Annotated in this window: 13 protein-coding genes, 2 tRNA genes and 1 pseudogene; 5 read left to right on the plus strand and 11 right to left on the minus strand. The window is 61.4% G+C overall.

The features are described from left to right. Window positions 1–43 precede the first annotated feature (43 nt). Window positions 44–679 (plus strand): GPR1/FUN34/YaaH family transporter, encoded by a 636-nt coding sequence (locus QN239_RS24175; RefSeq protein WP_499014300.1) that lies wholly within the window; start codon window positions 44–46, stop codon window positions 677–679. 745 nt (window positions 680–1,424) lie between these two features. Further along, window positions 1,425–2,267: a hypothetical protein gene (locus QN239_RS24180; protein WP_499014302.1), complete on the plus strand. Its 843-nt coding sequence runs from the start codon at window positions 1,425–1,427 to the stop codon at window positions 2,265–2,267. A gap of 66 nt (window positions 2,268–2,333) precedes the next feature. On the opposite strand, the gene QN239_RS24185 is transcribed toward QN239_RS24180, so the two are convergent. Then, window positions 2,334–2,951 (minus strand): DJ-1/PfpI family protein, encoded by a 618-nt coding sequence (locus QN239_RS24185; RefSeq protein ID WP_499014303.1) that lies wholly within the window; start codon window positions 2,949–2,951, stop codon window positions 2,334–2,336. 78 nt (window positions 2,952–3,029) lie between these two features. Between QN239_RS24185 and QN239_RS24190 the strand changes: the two genes are divergently transcribed. Both QN239_RS24190 and QN239_RS24195 read left to right on the plus strand, forming a co-directional pair. Continuing rightward, window positions 3,030–4,367, plus strand: a complete 1,338-nt coding sequence (locus QN239_RS24190; RefSeq protein ID WP_499014305.1) for an aminotransferase-like domain-containing protein — start codon at window positions 3,030–3,032, stop codon at window positions 4,365–4,367. 357 nt (window positions 4,368–4,724) lie between these two features. Continuing rightward, window positions 4,725–5,081: a hypothetical protein gene (locus QN239_RS24195; RefSeq protein ID WP_499014307.1), complete on the plus strand. Its 357-nt coding sequence runs from the start codon at window positions 4,725–4,727 to the stop codon at window positions 5,079–5,081. Between the two features lie 941 nt (window positions 5,082–6,022). Here QN239_RS24195 and QN239_RS24200 read toward each other — a convergent pair. From QN239_RS24200 to QN239_RS24235, 8 genes are all read right to left on the minus strand, one after another. Continuing rightward, on the minus strand, window positions 6,023–6,418 hold the full coding sequence (locus QN239_RS24200; RefSeq protein WP_499014308.1) for an ankyrin repeat domain-containing protein: 396 nt from the start codon (window positions 6,416–6,418) through the stop codon (window positions 6,023–6,025). 17 nt (window positions 6,419–6,435) lie between these two features. Continuing rightward, window positions 6,436–7,362: a GH-E family nuclease gene (locus QN239_RS24205; RefSeq protein WP_499014309.1), complete on the minus strand. Its 927-nt coding sequence runs from the start codon at window positions 7,360–7,362 to the stop codon at window positions 6,436–6,438. Window positions 7,363–7,600: 238 nt separating this feature from the next. Further along, window positions 7,601–7,675, minus strand: a tRNA-Leu gene (locus QN239_RS24210). A gap of 1 nt (window position 7,676) precedes the next feature. After that, a tRNA-Leu gene (locus QN239_RS24215) sits at window positions 7,677–7,759 on the minus strand. A 1,000-nt stretch (window positions 7,760–8,759) separates the two neighbouring features. After that, complete coding sequence (locus QN239_RS24220; protein WP_499014311.1) at window positions 8,760–9,506, minus strand: hypothetical protein; 747 nt, start codon at window positions 9,504–9,506, stop codon at window positions 8,760–8,762. A gap of 833 nt (window positions 9,507–10,339) precedes the next feature. Then, window positions 10,340–10,783: a hypothetical protein gene (locus QN239_RS24225; RefSeq protein ID WP_499014313.1), complete on the minus strand. Its 444-nt coding sequence runs from the start codon at window positions 10,781–10,783 to the stop codon at window positions 10,340–10,342. 200 nt (window positions 10,784–10,983) lie between these two features. After that, window positions 10,984–11,427: a hypothetical protein gene (locus QN239_RS24230; RefSeq protein ID WP_499014315.1), complete on the minus strand. Its 444-nt coding sequence runs from the start codon at window positions 11,425–11,427 to the stop codon at window positions 10,984–10,986. Between the two features lie 83 nt (window positions 11,428–11,510). After that, entirely contained in the window at window positions 11,511–13,307 is a 1,797-nt protein-coding gene (locus QN239_RS24235) for a hypothetical protein (RefSeq protein ID WP_499014317.1), read from the minus strand. A 597-nt stretch (window positions 13,308–13,904) separates the two neighbouring features. On the opposite strand from QN239_RS24235, the gene QN239_RS24240 reads away from it, so the two are divergent. Then, window positions 13,905–14,177, plus strand: a complete 273-nt coding sequence (locus QN239_RS24240) for a hypothetical protein (RefSeq protein WP_499017036.1) — start codon at window positions 13,905–13,907, stop codon at window positions 14,175–14,177. Between the two features lie 71 nt (window positions 14,178–14,248). On the opposite strand, the pseudogene QN239_RS24245 reads toward QN239_RS24240, so the two are convergent. Beyond that, window positions 14,249–14,551: pseudogene (locus QN239_RS24245) on the minus strand (MspA family porin); the annotation flags it as partial. Window positions 14,552–14,802: 251 nt separating this feature from the next. After that, window positions 14,803–15,048 (minus strand): hypothetical protein, encoded by a 246-nt coding sequence (locus tag QN239_RS24250; RefSeq protein WP_499014318.1) that lies wholly within the window; start codon window positions 15,046–15,048, stop codon window positions 14,803–14,805. Between the last annotated feature and the right edge of the window lie 721 nt (window positions 15,049–15,769).

The raw sequence follows: 15,769 nt of genomic DNA on the forward strand, positions 1-15,769 counted from the left end.
TGTTCGGAACCGTGACTTCAGCGCGACGAACGAAAGAACCGCTGTGACGACGCTCGCCGAACGCAACGCGGCTTCACACACGGCACCCACTCCGGTGCAGCCGGCCCCGCCCGCCGAAGGCAACCCAGGGTTGATCGGGCTGCCGCTCATCATCCCCGGCGCTCTCGGCCTCGGCGCAGTCAACACCGGCCTGGTGAGCACATCGGCGGCCGCGGTGCCGATCCTGGTGTCCGCCACCGCAATCGGACTGCTCCTCACCACCATCTGGTCAGCGGCCTTGCGGCAGAACGTCAACGCCACCATCTACGGCACCTTCTTCGGTTTCTACGGCAGCTACGCGGTGCTCGCCCTCGGCCTCACCCACGACTGGTTCGGCATTGCCGCCTCCGATGCCCGCCAGACCACGAATCTGTGGCTGGCCAGTTGGCTCCTGGTCATCGGCCTGCTCACCGTTCTCACGCTGCGGCTGCCATGGCTTTACCCTGCAGTGCTCGCCATCGTCGACATCGCCTTGGTATTGCTGATCATCGGCAACCAAACCGGAAGCGTGCTCGCGAACCGGGCCGCAGGCTGGCTCGTTTTCGCCTTCGTCGCCGTGGTCGTCTACTTCTATTTCGCTGCGCTGTGGGAAGAGCTCGGCGGAAGGGCTCTTTCGCTAGGTCGACCGATCATCCGGTAGGGCCCGCATGTGGCCACCAATGACGACCAGGCCAGCAGACACTCCATGCAGCAACCGACGGATTCGCGAAGAAGATGCTGGCGTCATTCAAGGAAGCCACGGCATCAGCAAGGCCCCTCGCGGCCGATATTCGGTTACGACGGTGGGCGTCTCTCGTCGACAATCACGTAGTGGAGGGCGTGCGGTTTGTGCGGCGTCTGGACGGTTTGACCGATGAGTTCATCCATGACGGGGCGGCGCATGGTTTTCCGTCCAATAGGCGAGTCGACCGCGATATGTGGTACCGACGACTCCCTGACTTCGGTTGGGTGGTGTGCAGCGACTCCGCTGCGATATTGAGTCGCCCGTTCGGCGATACCGGGTGGGGTGATCGTCCGCCCGAGGGCTTGTGGGTAAGCCACAAGGGTGATCGATCGTATGTGTATGACCTGGTTCGCTTCGATCTTCAGGCAGCGACCGGTCTCGAATCTCGTTAGGGTTGTGCGGTTTCGGGATTCCGTAGACGGCGTCGCAGCAGAGGTCGATCACCCAGACAGCATCCGGCGCCGATTCTTGGAATGTTCGAAGAATCGGGTGCGAGCATTCGACCCATGAACTCACCCCTGTCTCTGGTGGCCGAGACTTCACAGCCCGGGACCGTCGCCGGGTCATCCGAACGATGAACAGCGGTGAACCAGGACTTGACCAACGACTCCTGGGATCAGCGACGTCAGCAGAAGAGCCCACCGCCGGAACACAATCCACCTTGACGTTGGCCACCCGGAACACAGGTACCAACCCCAGAGGCCCCGTCGCGCTTGCCGCAGCTCTCATCGAGCTTGCCACACAACATTTTCAGCTGCGTCACGCCAACCGCACCTCACGGGCAAGCATCCTCGGGGATGCCGATGCGAACGTATCGTTGACCAGTTACGGAAAGCGCATCTCCACGGTATGGCAGACCATCGAGACCATAGGTGCCGGAAGCACCAGACCCCGTCGCCTCATTTTGTGGCTCGATGATGCCGAGGCTCTGGGCGATCTGCCGCCCTCATTGCGACGCCTACAAGCGCGCGGGCTGGAAATCCGACCGTGCCTCGACTATGGGCCGCACAAGAAGTATTTTCCCTACGTCAACGAGATCCTTCCGTCGGAACCCGATCGCACTTTGGTCACCGCCGACGACGACGTGCTGTATCCGGCGAACTGGCTGAACGTTCTTCTGAGCGCGCATCGCCCCAATCAGGTGACGGCGTTTCGAGCACGAATCCGCGGCGAAGGCCCCTATCGCACATGGCCTATATGCCAAACGAGCGAGGCTTCGGACACGGTATTCGCGACCGGCACCTCCGGTGTGGCGTATCCGCCCGCGGTGCTTCTCACCTTGAGACATCGCGGCGACGCATTCACCCGGGTGTGCCCACGCGCTGACGACTACTGGCTGCACTACGCCACGATCGCTTCAGGTATGCAGATTCGCCAAGTTCGCGAGGCCGCCGCGTTGTGGTGGTCAGTCCCTAACGCGCGCAACCGAGGGCTATGGGACGGTACCGGGACCGCAAATGACGCCATCGCTGACCAGACGCGCCGCTTCTGGCAGGAGAACTGAGTTAAGTCAGCGCCGCACCGGTGTGACCTGGGCGCGCTCACGTCCAATCCCTGCCCACTGCCTTGGCTAGACGGCAGCGACCGCCTGTTCCAGGTACGGGGAGATGTTGCCCATGGCCCGAGTGACGTACTCTTCCTTCTCACCCACGGGCGCAACGTAATGCAGCGCGCTTTCGGCTGCGTGAACGCCTTCGAGGCGAGCGATGATCCACGCGGCCAGATAGGGCGACGCAAGACAACCGCCTGCGGTCGCCACGTTACCCCTGGCGTAAAGGGGTTGATTGAGAACCTCGACGCCGGCCTCGATCACCCACGGCTTCGTCGTCAGATCTGTACAGGCCGGAACACCCTGCAGCAAGCCGAGTTTGGCCAGGATCAACGTCCCTGAGCACTGGCCGGCGAGCAACTGCCGTGACGGGTCGAGTCGAAGTTGTTCCATCAGGGCCGGATTGGCCACCACCTCGCGTGTCTGCATGCCACTGCCCACGATCACGGCGTCGGCGGAGCCAGCCTCCTGAAGACTTGCCATCGACTCGATCACCACGCCGTTCATGGAACGCACACGCGGTGTCGGGCATGCGATCGAGACGCGCCAATCAGCTTTCTTCACCCGATTGAGCACGCCCAGGGCGATCAGCGAGTCGAGTTCGTTGAAACCTTCGAAGGTGAGGATGGCGATGTGCATGAGTGTCTCCTGTCGTCGCCGAAAGCGTAGGAGACCTATTCATGACATTCAATAAATTGTTCTAGATACAATCGCGGTGTGCCGGCTCCCCGCTACAAGACGATCGTGGACGTACTGGCGTCCGATATTCGCGCGGGCCGGTTGACCTCGGGGACACGTCTGCCCACCCACCGCGACCTCGCCACCCGCGAGCGCATCGCGCTGGCGACCGCATCGCGCGTCTACGCCGAACTCGAAGCCATGGGACTGGTCAGCGCCGAACAGGGACGTGGCACCTTCGTGCGGGAAGTCACACTGCCCCCTGGCCACGGCATCGACCAACAGGTCACCAGAAGCGACACCATCGACCTCAACTTCAACTACCCCTCGGTGCCCGGCCAAGCCGAGACACTCCGGCACGCGCTACGCGACCTCGCGAACTCCGGTGACCTGGAAACTCTGCTCCGGTATCAGCCCCACGGCGGCCGACCACACGAACGCGCCATCTTCGCCGACCACCTACGACGCCGGACGCTCGCCGTCGACGCCGAGCACGTGCTGATCGTCAACGGGGCACAGCACGGACTCACCACCACGATGCTGGCGGCACTGCGCCCCGGCGACGTGGTTGCCGCCGACGCCCTCACCTACCCGGGCTTCAAAGTGCTCGCCGAAAGTCTGCACATCGAACTGGCACCCATCCCGGTGACCCCGAACGGTCCGGACCTCGACGCACTCACCCGCCTGTGCACCACGCGCAGGGTTCGCGCCGTGTACGCGATGCCCACGATGCACAACCCGTTGAGTTGGGTCATGGACCTCGATACGAGACGGCGCCTGGTCGACATTGCCCAGGAACATCAACTCCTCATCATCGAAGATGCCTCTTACGCCTACCTCGACGAGTTGCCACCCCCTCCCCTGGCCGCACTAGCCCCCGCCTGCACCGTCTATGTATCGGGGCTGTCCAAGAGCGTCGCGACCGGGCTACGTGTCGGGTTCCTCGCTGCCCCAACATCATTGATCCCTGCGATCGAGCGTGCCATCCGCGCCACCACGTGGAACACACCGGCATTGACGACAGCCATCATGACCCGCTGGCTGCACGACGGCACCGTCGACCGGCTCGAAAAAGAAAAACGTGCGGACGCGCGAGCCCGACAAGCCATCGCCCGCGAGGCATTTGGTGACCTGGCGCCCATTACCCACCCCTCGTCGTACTACGTGTGGCTCCCACTGCCCGAGCCAGCCCGCGCAGACCGGATCGCCGCAGCACTGCTGCTCGAGAACATCTCCGTGTCGACAGCCGAACCCTTTTCCATCTCCGGCCATGTACCGCAGGCGATTCGACTCGCCCTCGGCTCTGCGGACATCGATAGCCTCGGCGAGACGATAAGCACGGTCAGGCAGGCCGTCGACGCAGAGATCTATCGCTAAGAATTGAGATGCTGACCCCACGGCCAATGAGGTGTCCGACCGAGAGGCTGGCGTGAGCACACGACGGTCTCCACACTCCACGGTATGAAATACTCAGTGCAGTTTTGAAATGAAATACTCAGTGCAGTTTTGAACTGGCTGGCTTCGATTGCGTATTTCAGCGTCACGTGGCCTTGTCAGCACACGGCGTTCCAGGTCCGTCAACAACAATTCGTTCGCGTTGCGAAGGTTCTAAAAAAGCTTTGCCAATGAGAATGACATTGCCTCGCTGGCTTCAGGCGAGCGAAAGCGAATGTCAATAAAATTGGGTAACATGAAGTCGCATAGCCTGATATTCAGACGCGTGAGGGGACGTCGGTGTACGGTATTTCGCCCGAAGAGAACTTCGACTTTCTCGAACGGAAGCTGCTGCAGCAGATGTGTTTTGGCGAGAATGAGCTGATTCTTCGTTTCGATGATCCTACGATCTCCATCGTCGTCATGGCCGACATCGAGATCGTCACCCACATTCGTGGACGTAGATCAGCAGAAGACCCGCGCTCGCTTGCCAGTGATCTTGTGGACTTTCTCGGCAAGAGGATCACCGATATTAAGTCGACTCAACGCGCCTTGTTTCTGGTATTCGATGGTGAATACACGCTAATACTGCACGATTCGGACAAAAATTATGAGTGTTTTACTATAAAAAACGGCGATCGTATAATTGTGGTCTGAGCCGAGATGGCTCGACCTTCTCGTTGACTTGAGCGCGTCGTTGACGATCGGCCAAATTTCCCGATCGCAACGAGACTCCTTTCCACAGGTGTTGCTCGTCGATATTCATGGACAAGCATAATTAGGGAGATATTGATCGACTACATAGCCGCCGTCAACTGATGTTGAAAATGTTCTCAAACTGCCGAGATCTGCATCTCTTGTCTGCTACGGCCGTGAAGGAGACCCGAACTGACGAACTTGTGAGATACCGGAATGTCGAAATAGGCCCGATAGATGCGTCGATTTGGACGAAGTGCACCACATCGATAACCCGTCAACACTGATGACCTGCACCAACTATTCGTACATTGCCAGCGGCGTTGTCAGCCCTTCGGGCTGTACTTTTGAGGCCCATACATGAAGTTCTCAGCGCCACAGCGGGGGCAGCGCAGTCGGTACTCATACATGGTCGGCGCTTCCGGATCGGAACGCCACTCACTCACTTGGATTTCAAGGAATTCGTCATCATTTGCGGGACAACGAATATTGTCCCAGCTCCCAGCGGCCACGTGTTTTGTCGCCTCAATCCATCGCCCGCGCTGCTCCCCCACGCTAAGCATCATCTCAACCTCCCAAACCAGCGAACCCGCACGGCGCCCGTCTATTACAGAGCTCTCGGCTCGAGAACATTGAGGCGTTGTATCCGTGCGGTGGGCACGAACCACGCGGCTAATCCCACCGACAAGAACCCTTGCGACCCCGCCGCGACGCTCACGGTCTAGAGAAAGGACTCCCGGTCCGGAAACGAGATAGGCGTTTGCCAACGGCCGGGGCCGCAAGGGTGAACCACCGCCAGCATCTTCACAACACCGGTCTCATCAGGGGCCACCACAACCAGATTGGTTAACGGCCCTCGCGAGGATACCGGCAACGGTTCGGAAGTAAGTAGAAACGCAATGCTAGCTGTCGGCCTCGGGACCCCTTTTGGCGAAGGCATCCAAGTAGTCCGATTTCTGGAGTCGTTGCGCTAGTTTCAGCGGGCTGTTTCCGCTTTCATTCTCGATAGTGGGGTCTGCACCGTAATGGATGAGTAGCTCAACGAGGGGTAAAGTGCCGTCCTTGCCAAAGACAGCACGCCATAGGGATGTGTTTCCCCATTTGTCCTGGAGATCGACCTGGGCGCCGGCTTCCAGAAGTGCCTTTGCTGCGTCATAGTTCTTGTTGATGGCGGCCATGTGCAGGGGGGTGAGGCCGTCGGCATCGGGTTCGTTGACGTCGAAACCTTCGTCGATCGTGTCACGAACACTGTCCTGGGTTCCCCGGACAGCCGCTTGGTGCAGCGGGGTGCGAGCCATGTGAGGACTCCTTCGGTCTAGCCCTTCGGTTTGGGATGGTGTTGGCTGCTCTTCTTTTTCTTCTTCTTGCTGTTGGACTTTTTGTGCGAGCTGCCATTGTCGTGATCCTGGCCTTGCGACGAGGATCGGTTACTGCCTCGGTTGGCTTCCTGAGCCGACTGACGGGCGACGTCACGCTGGCCGTCGGTGCTCTGCCTGACGCTGGCCTCCTGGATCTGGCGTTGCTGAGCTGCGCCTGTTGGTCGGGCTTGGGATTGGATGTTAGCCAGGCGCCGCTGGGCCGTCGGATCCTGAGCCAGTTTCGGATTGGTCTGCATGTTCTTCTGCAGCCAGTCCTTGTAATCATCCTCATACATGTGGCTGGCGCTGCGCGGGCTCTCATACTGGTGAGAGCGGTTGGAACCAGGAGCCTCCAGCTGGTAGTGGCTGGCTTCGTTCGACCATTCGATTTTCTCTCGACGTGACAGCCCGTACCGGGTGATCATGTCGTTGGTGGTGTTCTCCTCGAAACCGGGCTTATGCCCGATGTCGGGAGTGCCATGTATCGGTTCACCAGTGTTTGGGTCTAGCGGCAGGCCGGAGTCGGGATCACGTTCCGCAGCGGCATGGATATCTGCTTTGGTGTCCTTGCGAAGGGGCGCGCGGCTGGTGATATTGGTGGTCAGACGCCGGTCGGAAGCAGCCGGAGGCAGCGGGTGAGCAAGCTCCCCGCCAGGAACAACGTCTGCAGAAGGTGGTGCGTTGGGTGCTTTCGCAGTCCCGACCCCGGGCAGCGGTGGCTTCCCGGCCGCTGCGGCTGCGGTGATCTCCTCGCGGACCTGTGCCGGGTTGGGTACGACTTTGGTCGCATCGATGATGTCGTCGGTGTGTTTGAGGGCTTGTTCAGCGACAACTTCGGCCGTTTCTTCGGCGATCTTCTTCGCCGCCCCGGTCGGGGTGAACATCGTCGCGACGTCCGCCAACGTGGACGCCGCCGTTATGGATATGGATCAGCTGGTGTTCGTCAAACACCAACTGTTCTTCCACCGTCGGCATCCCATCTCTGCCATGGTCCTTGATCTGCCTCACCCGTACCGACCGACCCGCGCACACGATGAACATCCACTGCGCCACGCCGCGTCGACATCAACACTGTCTCGCCCACCAGCGAGCACGATGGCGTTCTCCCCATGTGTGGTTGCGTGCTCCTCATGGGATTCGAACCCATACTGGACGGCCCCTCAGGCCGTTGCCTCTGCCAAGTTGGGCTAGAGGAGCGTGCGCTTGGAGGGACTCGAACCCTCATGCCCGAAGACACTGGTACCTGAAACCAGCGCGTATACCAGATTCCGCCACAAGCGCGTAGCACTAAAAACCCTGCAGTACAGGGACATTGAGACCGTAAGAGAACGTCCAGGAATTGTGCCGACGACCTCGACCCGAGATCAGCCAAGACGCGAGGGACTCGCACTGACCAAAGGCCGCAAGGGGAAAGCCGAGCCGTAGTGGCTCTAGCAACCGTCGCCCAGCAGAACTGGGCGAACACCTGGACTAGCTAAGTCGGAAGGAGCGTGATCGCCGAAGCGGTCGGCGACGGTGCTGCGCGTACATTCCTCAAGCATATCGGATAGAGCCGGCATTGCGAAGGGATTTAGCGAAGCGACTTGCCTCAGGGATGACCCTTGGATTGCCAAAGACAATGCCATGCAATCACATTGGCGGTCTCCAACGCTATCCCGCACCCGAGCGCGCGATCGGACACTACGCCATCACCGCTGTTCTGGGACGTTGACGCACGGCGATGGTGGAGAAAGCACGCCTGCTTACCCCATCGCCTTTTGGTGGTGCTCGCAACGGGCCCTTCGTTGCGATGGGCCGATTTGTGCGTGGTGGTGGGTGCCGTCAAGGCTCGGCGTGAGCCGACCGCCCAGCGGCCTAGGGTCTTGACGGCAGCCGCCGACACGTTCACCACATTGGCGGCCACGGGAAGGGCATGCCCCCGCCGCCCGCACCCAACGTTTGATACTCCGTTTCGCAGCTCCTGGACCGCGGGCGGTCCCGAAGGTGGCTAGAAATTCCGTCGGGCACGGAATGGAGCCCTGCGCGCACGGCGAGGGATTAACAGTCCGTGAACCACGGTTTCCCAGCGTGTCATGCCCCCCTGTGCGACGCTGAGCTGCAGCGATGATCTCATCAGGTATCCGCTCATCCCTTGTCGCCCCGCCGGAGTAGTGACAACTCGGTGCCGCTCGAACCGGCCAAAACTGGCTCGTTGCTTTCTTGCAGCGTGGCCCCGCAAGGCGGCTGCTGAGTCAGTCTGTTGCAGGACTCAGTCAACTATGAAGCACGAGGTATTGCTGGCTCAACGTTGAGTCTCTGATGGTGACATTCGTAGATGTATCCAACTGTCGATGACGTCCCATGTGGTCGGGTACTGGTCCGACACGTCGCAGAACACCCCGGTCTGGGTGGTCCACACCGCCTTGTCTTTCGGATCGGCATCTTCCACGACGTAGGCGCCGTTGTTCTCGTCATAGAGGACGTACAGCTTCTCCGAAGCTGGGAGCGGTTGCGGCGGCGTCGAAATGAACTCAAGGTCTTCGGCTTCTTCGCCGAGCCAAGATCGCCAGTCGATAAGCTCGCCAGATCGCTTGATACCCGGTCGGGCGCCACTCAGGCTGTACTGAAACCCATCGTGGAGCGCTGAAAAGAACTGCACTGTGGCAGAGGAAAGGCTGGCCGCGGGGCTCCCGAGCGATACCGCTGGGGGATATCCGAAGACGAAGTCAGGGCCCCTACCTGGCACATCGCCCCCGTAGGCAAGACCTAACCCCACATAGGCTTCGGATTCAGTGCGAACAAGGCGCACGCCGGTACCGTGCTCACCAAGAATTTCAAGGAAGCGCGGCAGTATCGCGACTGAAACTTGCCTCCACTGCATCGTCGTCGCCTCCACCGCTGCAGCGGGCTCCATGTGAATCAGCCGCAGCCACCATTCAGGTACAGACATTGTTTCGGCGTCGGTCAGCTCAGATTCGCTGGCTACCACGGTGATCGGCCCCCGCAGACAAGCCGAGCCGACTCGAACGAACTCCTCCACAGACAACACAGCGGTGTCCTTTCCTAAATGCCATTGGGGTCGAATCACACCGGTGAATGCTTGTAGAAAGTTGCCGAACTTGCCGCGCGGCCATAGGTGTCAACTATCTGCCGGTAGTCGTCGGGGGCGGTGAAGCCACGATCCGACTTGATTACACCCAAATTCCAATATCTACGAATATGTTCCGGCGGGGCACCAAGGAAACAGGGCCCCGGGCTGTCGCTGTCATTTCGCCCATGCAGTACAACCGCAAGACTTTACGAAATTCCCGAGCAACCTCGGATAGGAATTCTCGGGTATGGGGAGCGTCGTGGACTCCGCCGGCGAAGACCGCGGGCCACACCACATTTGAGATCGGCAACAGCACTGCGCCTGCAATCACGCCGACAACAGCGCCCACCGCCATAAAGGCAGCACCGATACTCGAACAGGCGAGAGAAACTTTCCAATTGACACCGAGTTTCCGGCCGGAGCGACGCCTCACGAAGGCGAGCCCACACACTACAAGTCCCACCACGAGGGCGAGACCAGCAAAGACCGTCTGCAGCGCCATCTAGCCCGACCAGTTTGTGCGATCGCCGAGACGGCTGCACCGCTTTGCCACGTAGGACCGGTAGCCGGTTATGACGACCAAACCCCCCGCCGCGACCCCACCCAACCATGAATGAGTCAAGACGCTGAGCCCGAGAACCACCAACCAGAAGCCGCTCGCCATCGCCCAGAGCGCCGAGCGGCGAGTCGCTTCATCCCACGACCGCCAGATTGACGAGATCCGCGTCATTGCGTGCACCGTTCGATGATCTACACAGTGTCGATCGACCCGTCGGTGCCCAATCACGGAGTCACTGTTGTTCTCGCTGCGCAGCGAGGCGGCGCACGTCCTCTTCGACCCCACGGGCGATTTCGCGACCGCGCTCAGTCTTGGTGACTGCTGCGGTGCCCTTGTCGGTGAGCTGGAGCCAAATCCAGAACGCCCACTCGATAGGGGTGTCGTAGTAGTCGACGCAAATATGACGAATCTTGGCCATGGACTCGTCGAGAGGTTCGGCGAATGCGGCGAACCGATCATCTGGAGTATCCCGATGCCCAAGGAGAAACAAGTCTTCGGCGACCAGGGTGTACAGGGTGTCAAGGACCAGCTCTTGCCGTTGCTCCTGGGGGACGTCGGGGCAGTACTTCGCCGCCTTCGAATCCGCGTCGGCCAGGCTGACCCAGTCGGACAGTCCGTCATAGAGCAGTTCCTCGCGCAGTCCGCCCGCGGACTCTGGCGAAGTATCAGTGTTCATGTTCACGCCCCTCGCATGAGAGGACTGCGGTCTCAATCGAATGTGGTTCATTCGTCGTCACGGGCCGCCGTGCGCAACGTAGGTGAGCCACTCCGTGTCTTTCCACTGAAACTCTCACTACGTCCTCGCTCCATCGTCAGCTTCTGCGAGCCTTCAGTGCGCCATGGTGTAGATCGAACGCGATGGTGTCCCATCGGGAGTCACTGTTGTTCTCGCTGTGCGGCGAGGCGGCGGACGTCTTCTTCGACGCCACGGGCGAGTTCGCGACCATATTCGGTCTCGGTGGCTGCTGCGGTGCCCTTATCGGTGAGCTCGAACCAGAACCGGAACACCCAGCCGCTACGGTCGTCGTTGTTGTCGATGTAGGCGTGGCGGATTCGCGCCATGACCTCATCGAGCGGTTCGTCGAACGCTGCGAATCGGCCGTCCGGGTTGTCCAGACTTCCGACGAGAAACAAACCTTCGGACACCAGTTCGCGCAGGATTTCGAGCAGGAGTTCCTGCCGCTGCGGCTTCGGGACGTCGGGGCAGAATTTCACCGCGTCCGAATTCGCATCGGCCAGGCTGACCCAGTCGTACAGCCCGTCATATAGCAGCTCCTGCCGCAGGTTGCCCGCGCAGTCTGGTGGTGTATCGGTGTCCATGTTCACGACCCTAGAACCTCCTGTCCGCACGAGGGTGCGGTGTTTGTGGATGAATGGGGTGGGGTGTGCGTTGATGCATCTCCCTAACCGTGGCCCTCAAAGTCAAGGATGCTCTCCGACAGGTCGTCGACGCCCAGGATCGGGAACGGGTGGTCGATGCTGCCGGGTAGGTGCACCAGCTGTGGACCCAATAGTGCGCCGGGGCCACCACCTTCCATCAGCGGCGCCTCCATCACCGGGGCCTCCATTGCTGGTGCTTTCGGTACAGCCGCCTCGGCAGGCTCAACCACTGTTGCATTCGGCGTAGCCGCTGTGGCTGAACCTGCTTCTGCAGCCTCCACAGCCTGCGTAGCAGTTTCGGCCGCCTCCGCGGGCGGCGGCGTCGGCGGGCTCAGGAACTTGATGTCACCACCCTTGACAGCGTCCACATGCACCTTGATCGAACTACCGTCTGGGAGGGCCAAGTCAACAGTTGGCCCGTACTTACCGCTCGGCCCGAACCGAACCTCGGTGCCGTCGGACAGTCGGTACTCGGTGCCTCGGCCATCGCGGTAGGGCGGGTCGCTCTGAAACTCCGTCCCGTTCTTGCTGATCCAGTCCTGTAACTGCTTAACCTGTTCGGGGTCGCGCACCACACGCACGTTGGCCCGCTTTCCCTGCGGCAGGTCTTTGATGGCGTCCTGGATGCTTTGGGCCGTGGGGACCGGTGCCGGCTGCGCAGGAGCCTGCGGTCCTTCGAGCAGGCTCTCCACGCTGATAGCCGACCCGCTCGACCCGGGAGCAGACGCCGGGTTGGTCAGGGCCTGGCCAAGAACCTCCGGGGTGACCGTGTCTCCGTCGGGGTCGGCGGTGATGGGGTAGACCGCATCCGGTCGTGGGGTGATGGTTTGGGTGAGGGTGGTGCCTTGGGCGGTGAATTGGGTGGGTTGTGCGGCGCCGGTGGCATCCCGTGCCCACGGGGCCGAGAAGCCGTCACCGGTGGCGGTACCCGATGGGTCCAGGATTGAGACGGTTTGGTCGGGGTTGACCCTCAGGCTACCGCCGTCAGGGACGACCTGAGAGGCGTCGAAGCTGTACCGGGTGGGCGAGGACGGGTCAGTGAGGGTGACCAGTGTTTGGTCGCCATCGGTTTGACCGATATGGGTGACGCTGAATCCGCCGCGCACCCCTTGGTTGGGGTCAGTCGTCGACTGAATCGAGGGCGTGCGGGCACCGTTGCGTCGTGAGGATGCTGCACCGGCCCCGGTGGCGGCCAACCCGACGACCAGCGCGGTGACGGGTCCGGTCGGGTCATTCGGCGCCGACGGTGTGACCGTGGTGGTGGTCTGCTGCCCTGCGGCGTACTCGCCTTGTGGTGGCAGCACGACGGTCGGGGTCTGCTCCTGAGAAGGCGGCGGCGCGACCTGTGTCGACGGTGCCGTGTCCGGCGTGGTGGTGGTCTGCAGCGGTGAGGTCGACTCGGTGGCCTGCTGCTGCCCCTGGGTCGGTGGCGCTTCCTGCACCTGGCTGGGTGCCTGCGCCGGTTGTGACGGCTGCGCTTGGCTGGAAATCCGGTTGTTCACACTGCGATTCGGGCCATCAGCGCTCCAGCGGTTGTTGGCGTTGGTCTGCTCAGTGAAACTCGACCCCGCTCGCTGCGCACCGGAATCGCTGCCAGATCCGCGGGCAGCAGATCCCCCACGGTTGCTGTTGTTGTTCGACTTCTTCTTGTTGTCGCTCTTCTTCTTTTTCTTGTTGTCCCCGGGTTTGGAGTGATTCCCACCCGCGGAGCCCGGTTTGGGGGTGGCCCCGGCCTGCGCCATCACCATGGGATCACTGCTGATCAGCGGGACCACCAGACCCGCGACCGGGACCAGCAGCGCCGTCAGCCCCGCTGCCACACCCAGGCGCACCCAGCGGCCGCGATCACTGATCGATCGCGCCGGCACCGCCCGGTGCCGGCCCCGGTATGCGCGGCCAGCATGCGACACCAAAGGTGAAGTAACCGCCGGCCCTGATGCGGGCCCCGCGGCGGCATCGACCTGCGGCAGTAGTCCCTGGTCTCGCGATGCTTCGAGCAGCCTCAACCACTCGCCGATGGATGCTTCAGGGCAAAGATCCGTTCGGCTATCCGCGACGGCGACAGGAGCGCTGGCCGGGTCTGTCGCAGCACGCCGACGCCGCGTCACCACGCCACCCACTCAGCGACGATATGACCAGCTCGCCGTCCCCACACGTCCCGACTGCGCAGGTCAGACCGCGACAATCCCCCCATGACATCTCCCCCTCGACATCTAAATCGGAGTCCGTCAATCAGGCGGGCTCTGCAAGGTGTAGTCGGGGGCGAACGCCAAAACCGAACGTCAGCGAACGGTGATCTAGCCCACAGCAACATCAGCGCCAATCGCGGCTACGCTTCGACACCACCAACACACGGTGGCCAGAACGTCACGACACCCAGACGTCAACGGCCACCGAACCATCGATTCGGGGGAATCATGCACTCATCAAACGACAGCGCACAGTTTCAGTTCAAAGACTTCGGTGCGCTCTTGGCCGGCCTGGGCATGCTGGTCGCCGGCTTCGCCGTCATTACCGCGCTGCCCGGCTGGGTCACCCACTGGGGAACCGTCGCGGTCTACCTCACGTACTTCCTGTACATGTCCATCGCCGGACGCCTCTTCTGGAAAGGCGCCGACGCCGCCTGGGCCGCGATCAAACCCCGCACCACACCCGCAGCTCCAATCACCCACGAACGCATCGACACGTAGCACCGAGCTGGCAGCGCGTGCTCAGAAACACGCCCAACAGTTGAATCGTCAGCGCGATCACCCACGCGCCAGAGGTCTTTCGTTTCGCCGTAAAGAGTTTGGGTGTCGTCGTCGTTGTCGATACGGAGCCGGATCGTCGTGTAGGACTGGATCATCACCTGACCACCGCAGCCATCGGCTTCGACGTTTTGCTCCCGTAGATTCGACACCGCGTGCATGTCGGTCAGGCGGATCCGGTCCAGCGGAACTTGTGCTAAGCCACCGGGTTTAAAGCACGACCCGGATGTGACCGCCGAGATGTTCCAGGACGCCGAAGGGGCGCCGGCTGAGATGCCGCCGAATCCACTGCCCCCAGGGCCGCCAGCGCCTAATCCACAATGATGGATGCACATGGCGCCTTGGTACCACGACAGAAAGTCGTCGTTAGGTGTCGGACGGCTCCACCCCGCTAGATCCCCGTAGGCCCTGGGCCGCTAACTGTGGATCCCGTAGGCCCGTGCCCGCTAACTGCCGGCGAGGCGATCTCGTTACCGTCCTGCATGCCTTCCGAGCACAGAAACACGTGATGCGCAGAGCCAAGGCCTTCTGGCCTCTGCGCGTCACGTCCGGTGTCGAATTACCTCGATCAGGTCCCGCGGTGGCGGCCGCGCTGATCGTTGATCTGGCGGACGACCTCGGCCACGATCGGTGCGATCGCCGCGCCGCCGATCTCGACCCAGAACTTGGCGACCGGAAAAGCCAAGTAGATCGCGCAGCAGGTCACAAACACGGCGATCATCGCGACGATCAGCGATAACAGCGGGTGTACCTTTGAGTTAGAAGGATCCGGCTCGTCCGTATGGCGGTCGGGACCCGGGTTGGATATGGTCACAGGTGTACTCCTCACATCAACTATTCACAGTGGTTGCCCGGGGAGTCGTAGGGCGGTCCCTGTTGGTAGCAGGGACCGCTCGCCATTTGGCGAGCGGATTGCCCGCAGACTTCGCGGATCGGTCACCCTCACCTGCGTGGTGGCTTCCTATCAATAACGCTACCGGCGATTCGACCTCTATGTGCGGTCTAGGAATTCGACACACCATGTAGGAGTGTTAGTTTCACGCCCACCGCACGACAAAGCGGTGTCAGCAATTTGGGCTCGTGTCTTCCAACCCGGCCAGTGGACGAAGATTCGTGGGCATCTCGATATTCACCCGTTTCACGCTAGGGCATGGAACTCCTAGATCGTCCGCTGCTGACATACTTTTCTCGCGACTTCTGGCCCCCGTCGCGTCGAAGTTGCAGGTCATCGTTTGGGGCCATGCCATTTTCGCTGGTCTCGATGGCGGTGCGGTCGATGACCACCACAGCGCCAGCGCTCACAGCGCGTGAGGATCGACACGGCATGTCATGTTGTCGGTCCATATCGACGTGTCGCATTTGCAGCTCCTGCCGACACTCACACAAGGCGGGCACGAACACTGCACACATCCGCAGTGGCCCGCCGGGCCTCTTGCACGCTCAACACCCGACAGCAGCGTTAGCCGACATACAGATCCTCTCGCTGCACGAACTCGCAACCGACCTGAGTGGCAGCCGGAGATGAACGGGGGCGC

It is taken from the genome of Mycolicibacterium sp. Y3, from assembly GCF_051188035.1.
Taxonomy (GTDB): Bacteria; Actinomycetota; Actinomycetes; order Mycobacteriales; family Mycobacteriaceae; genus Mycobacterium; species Mycobacterium fluoranthenivorans.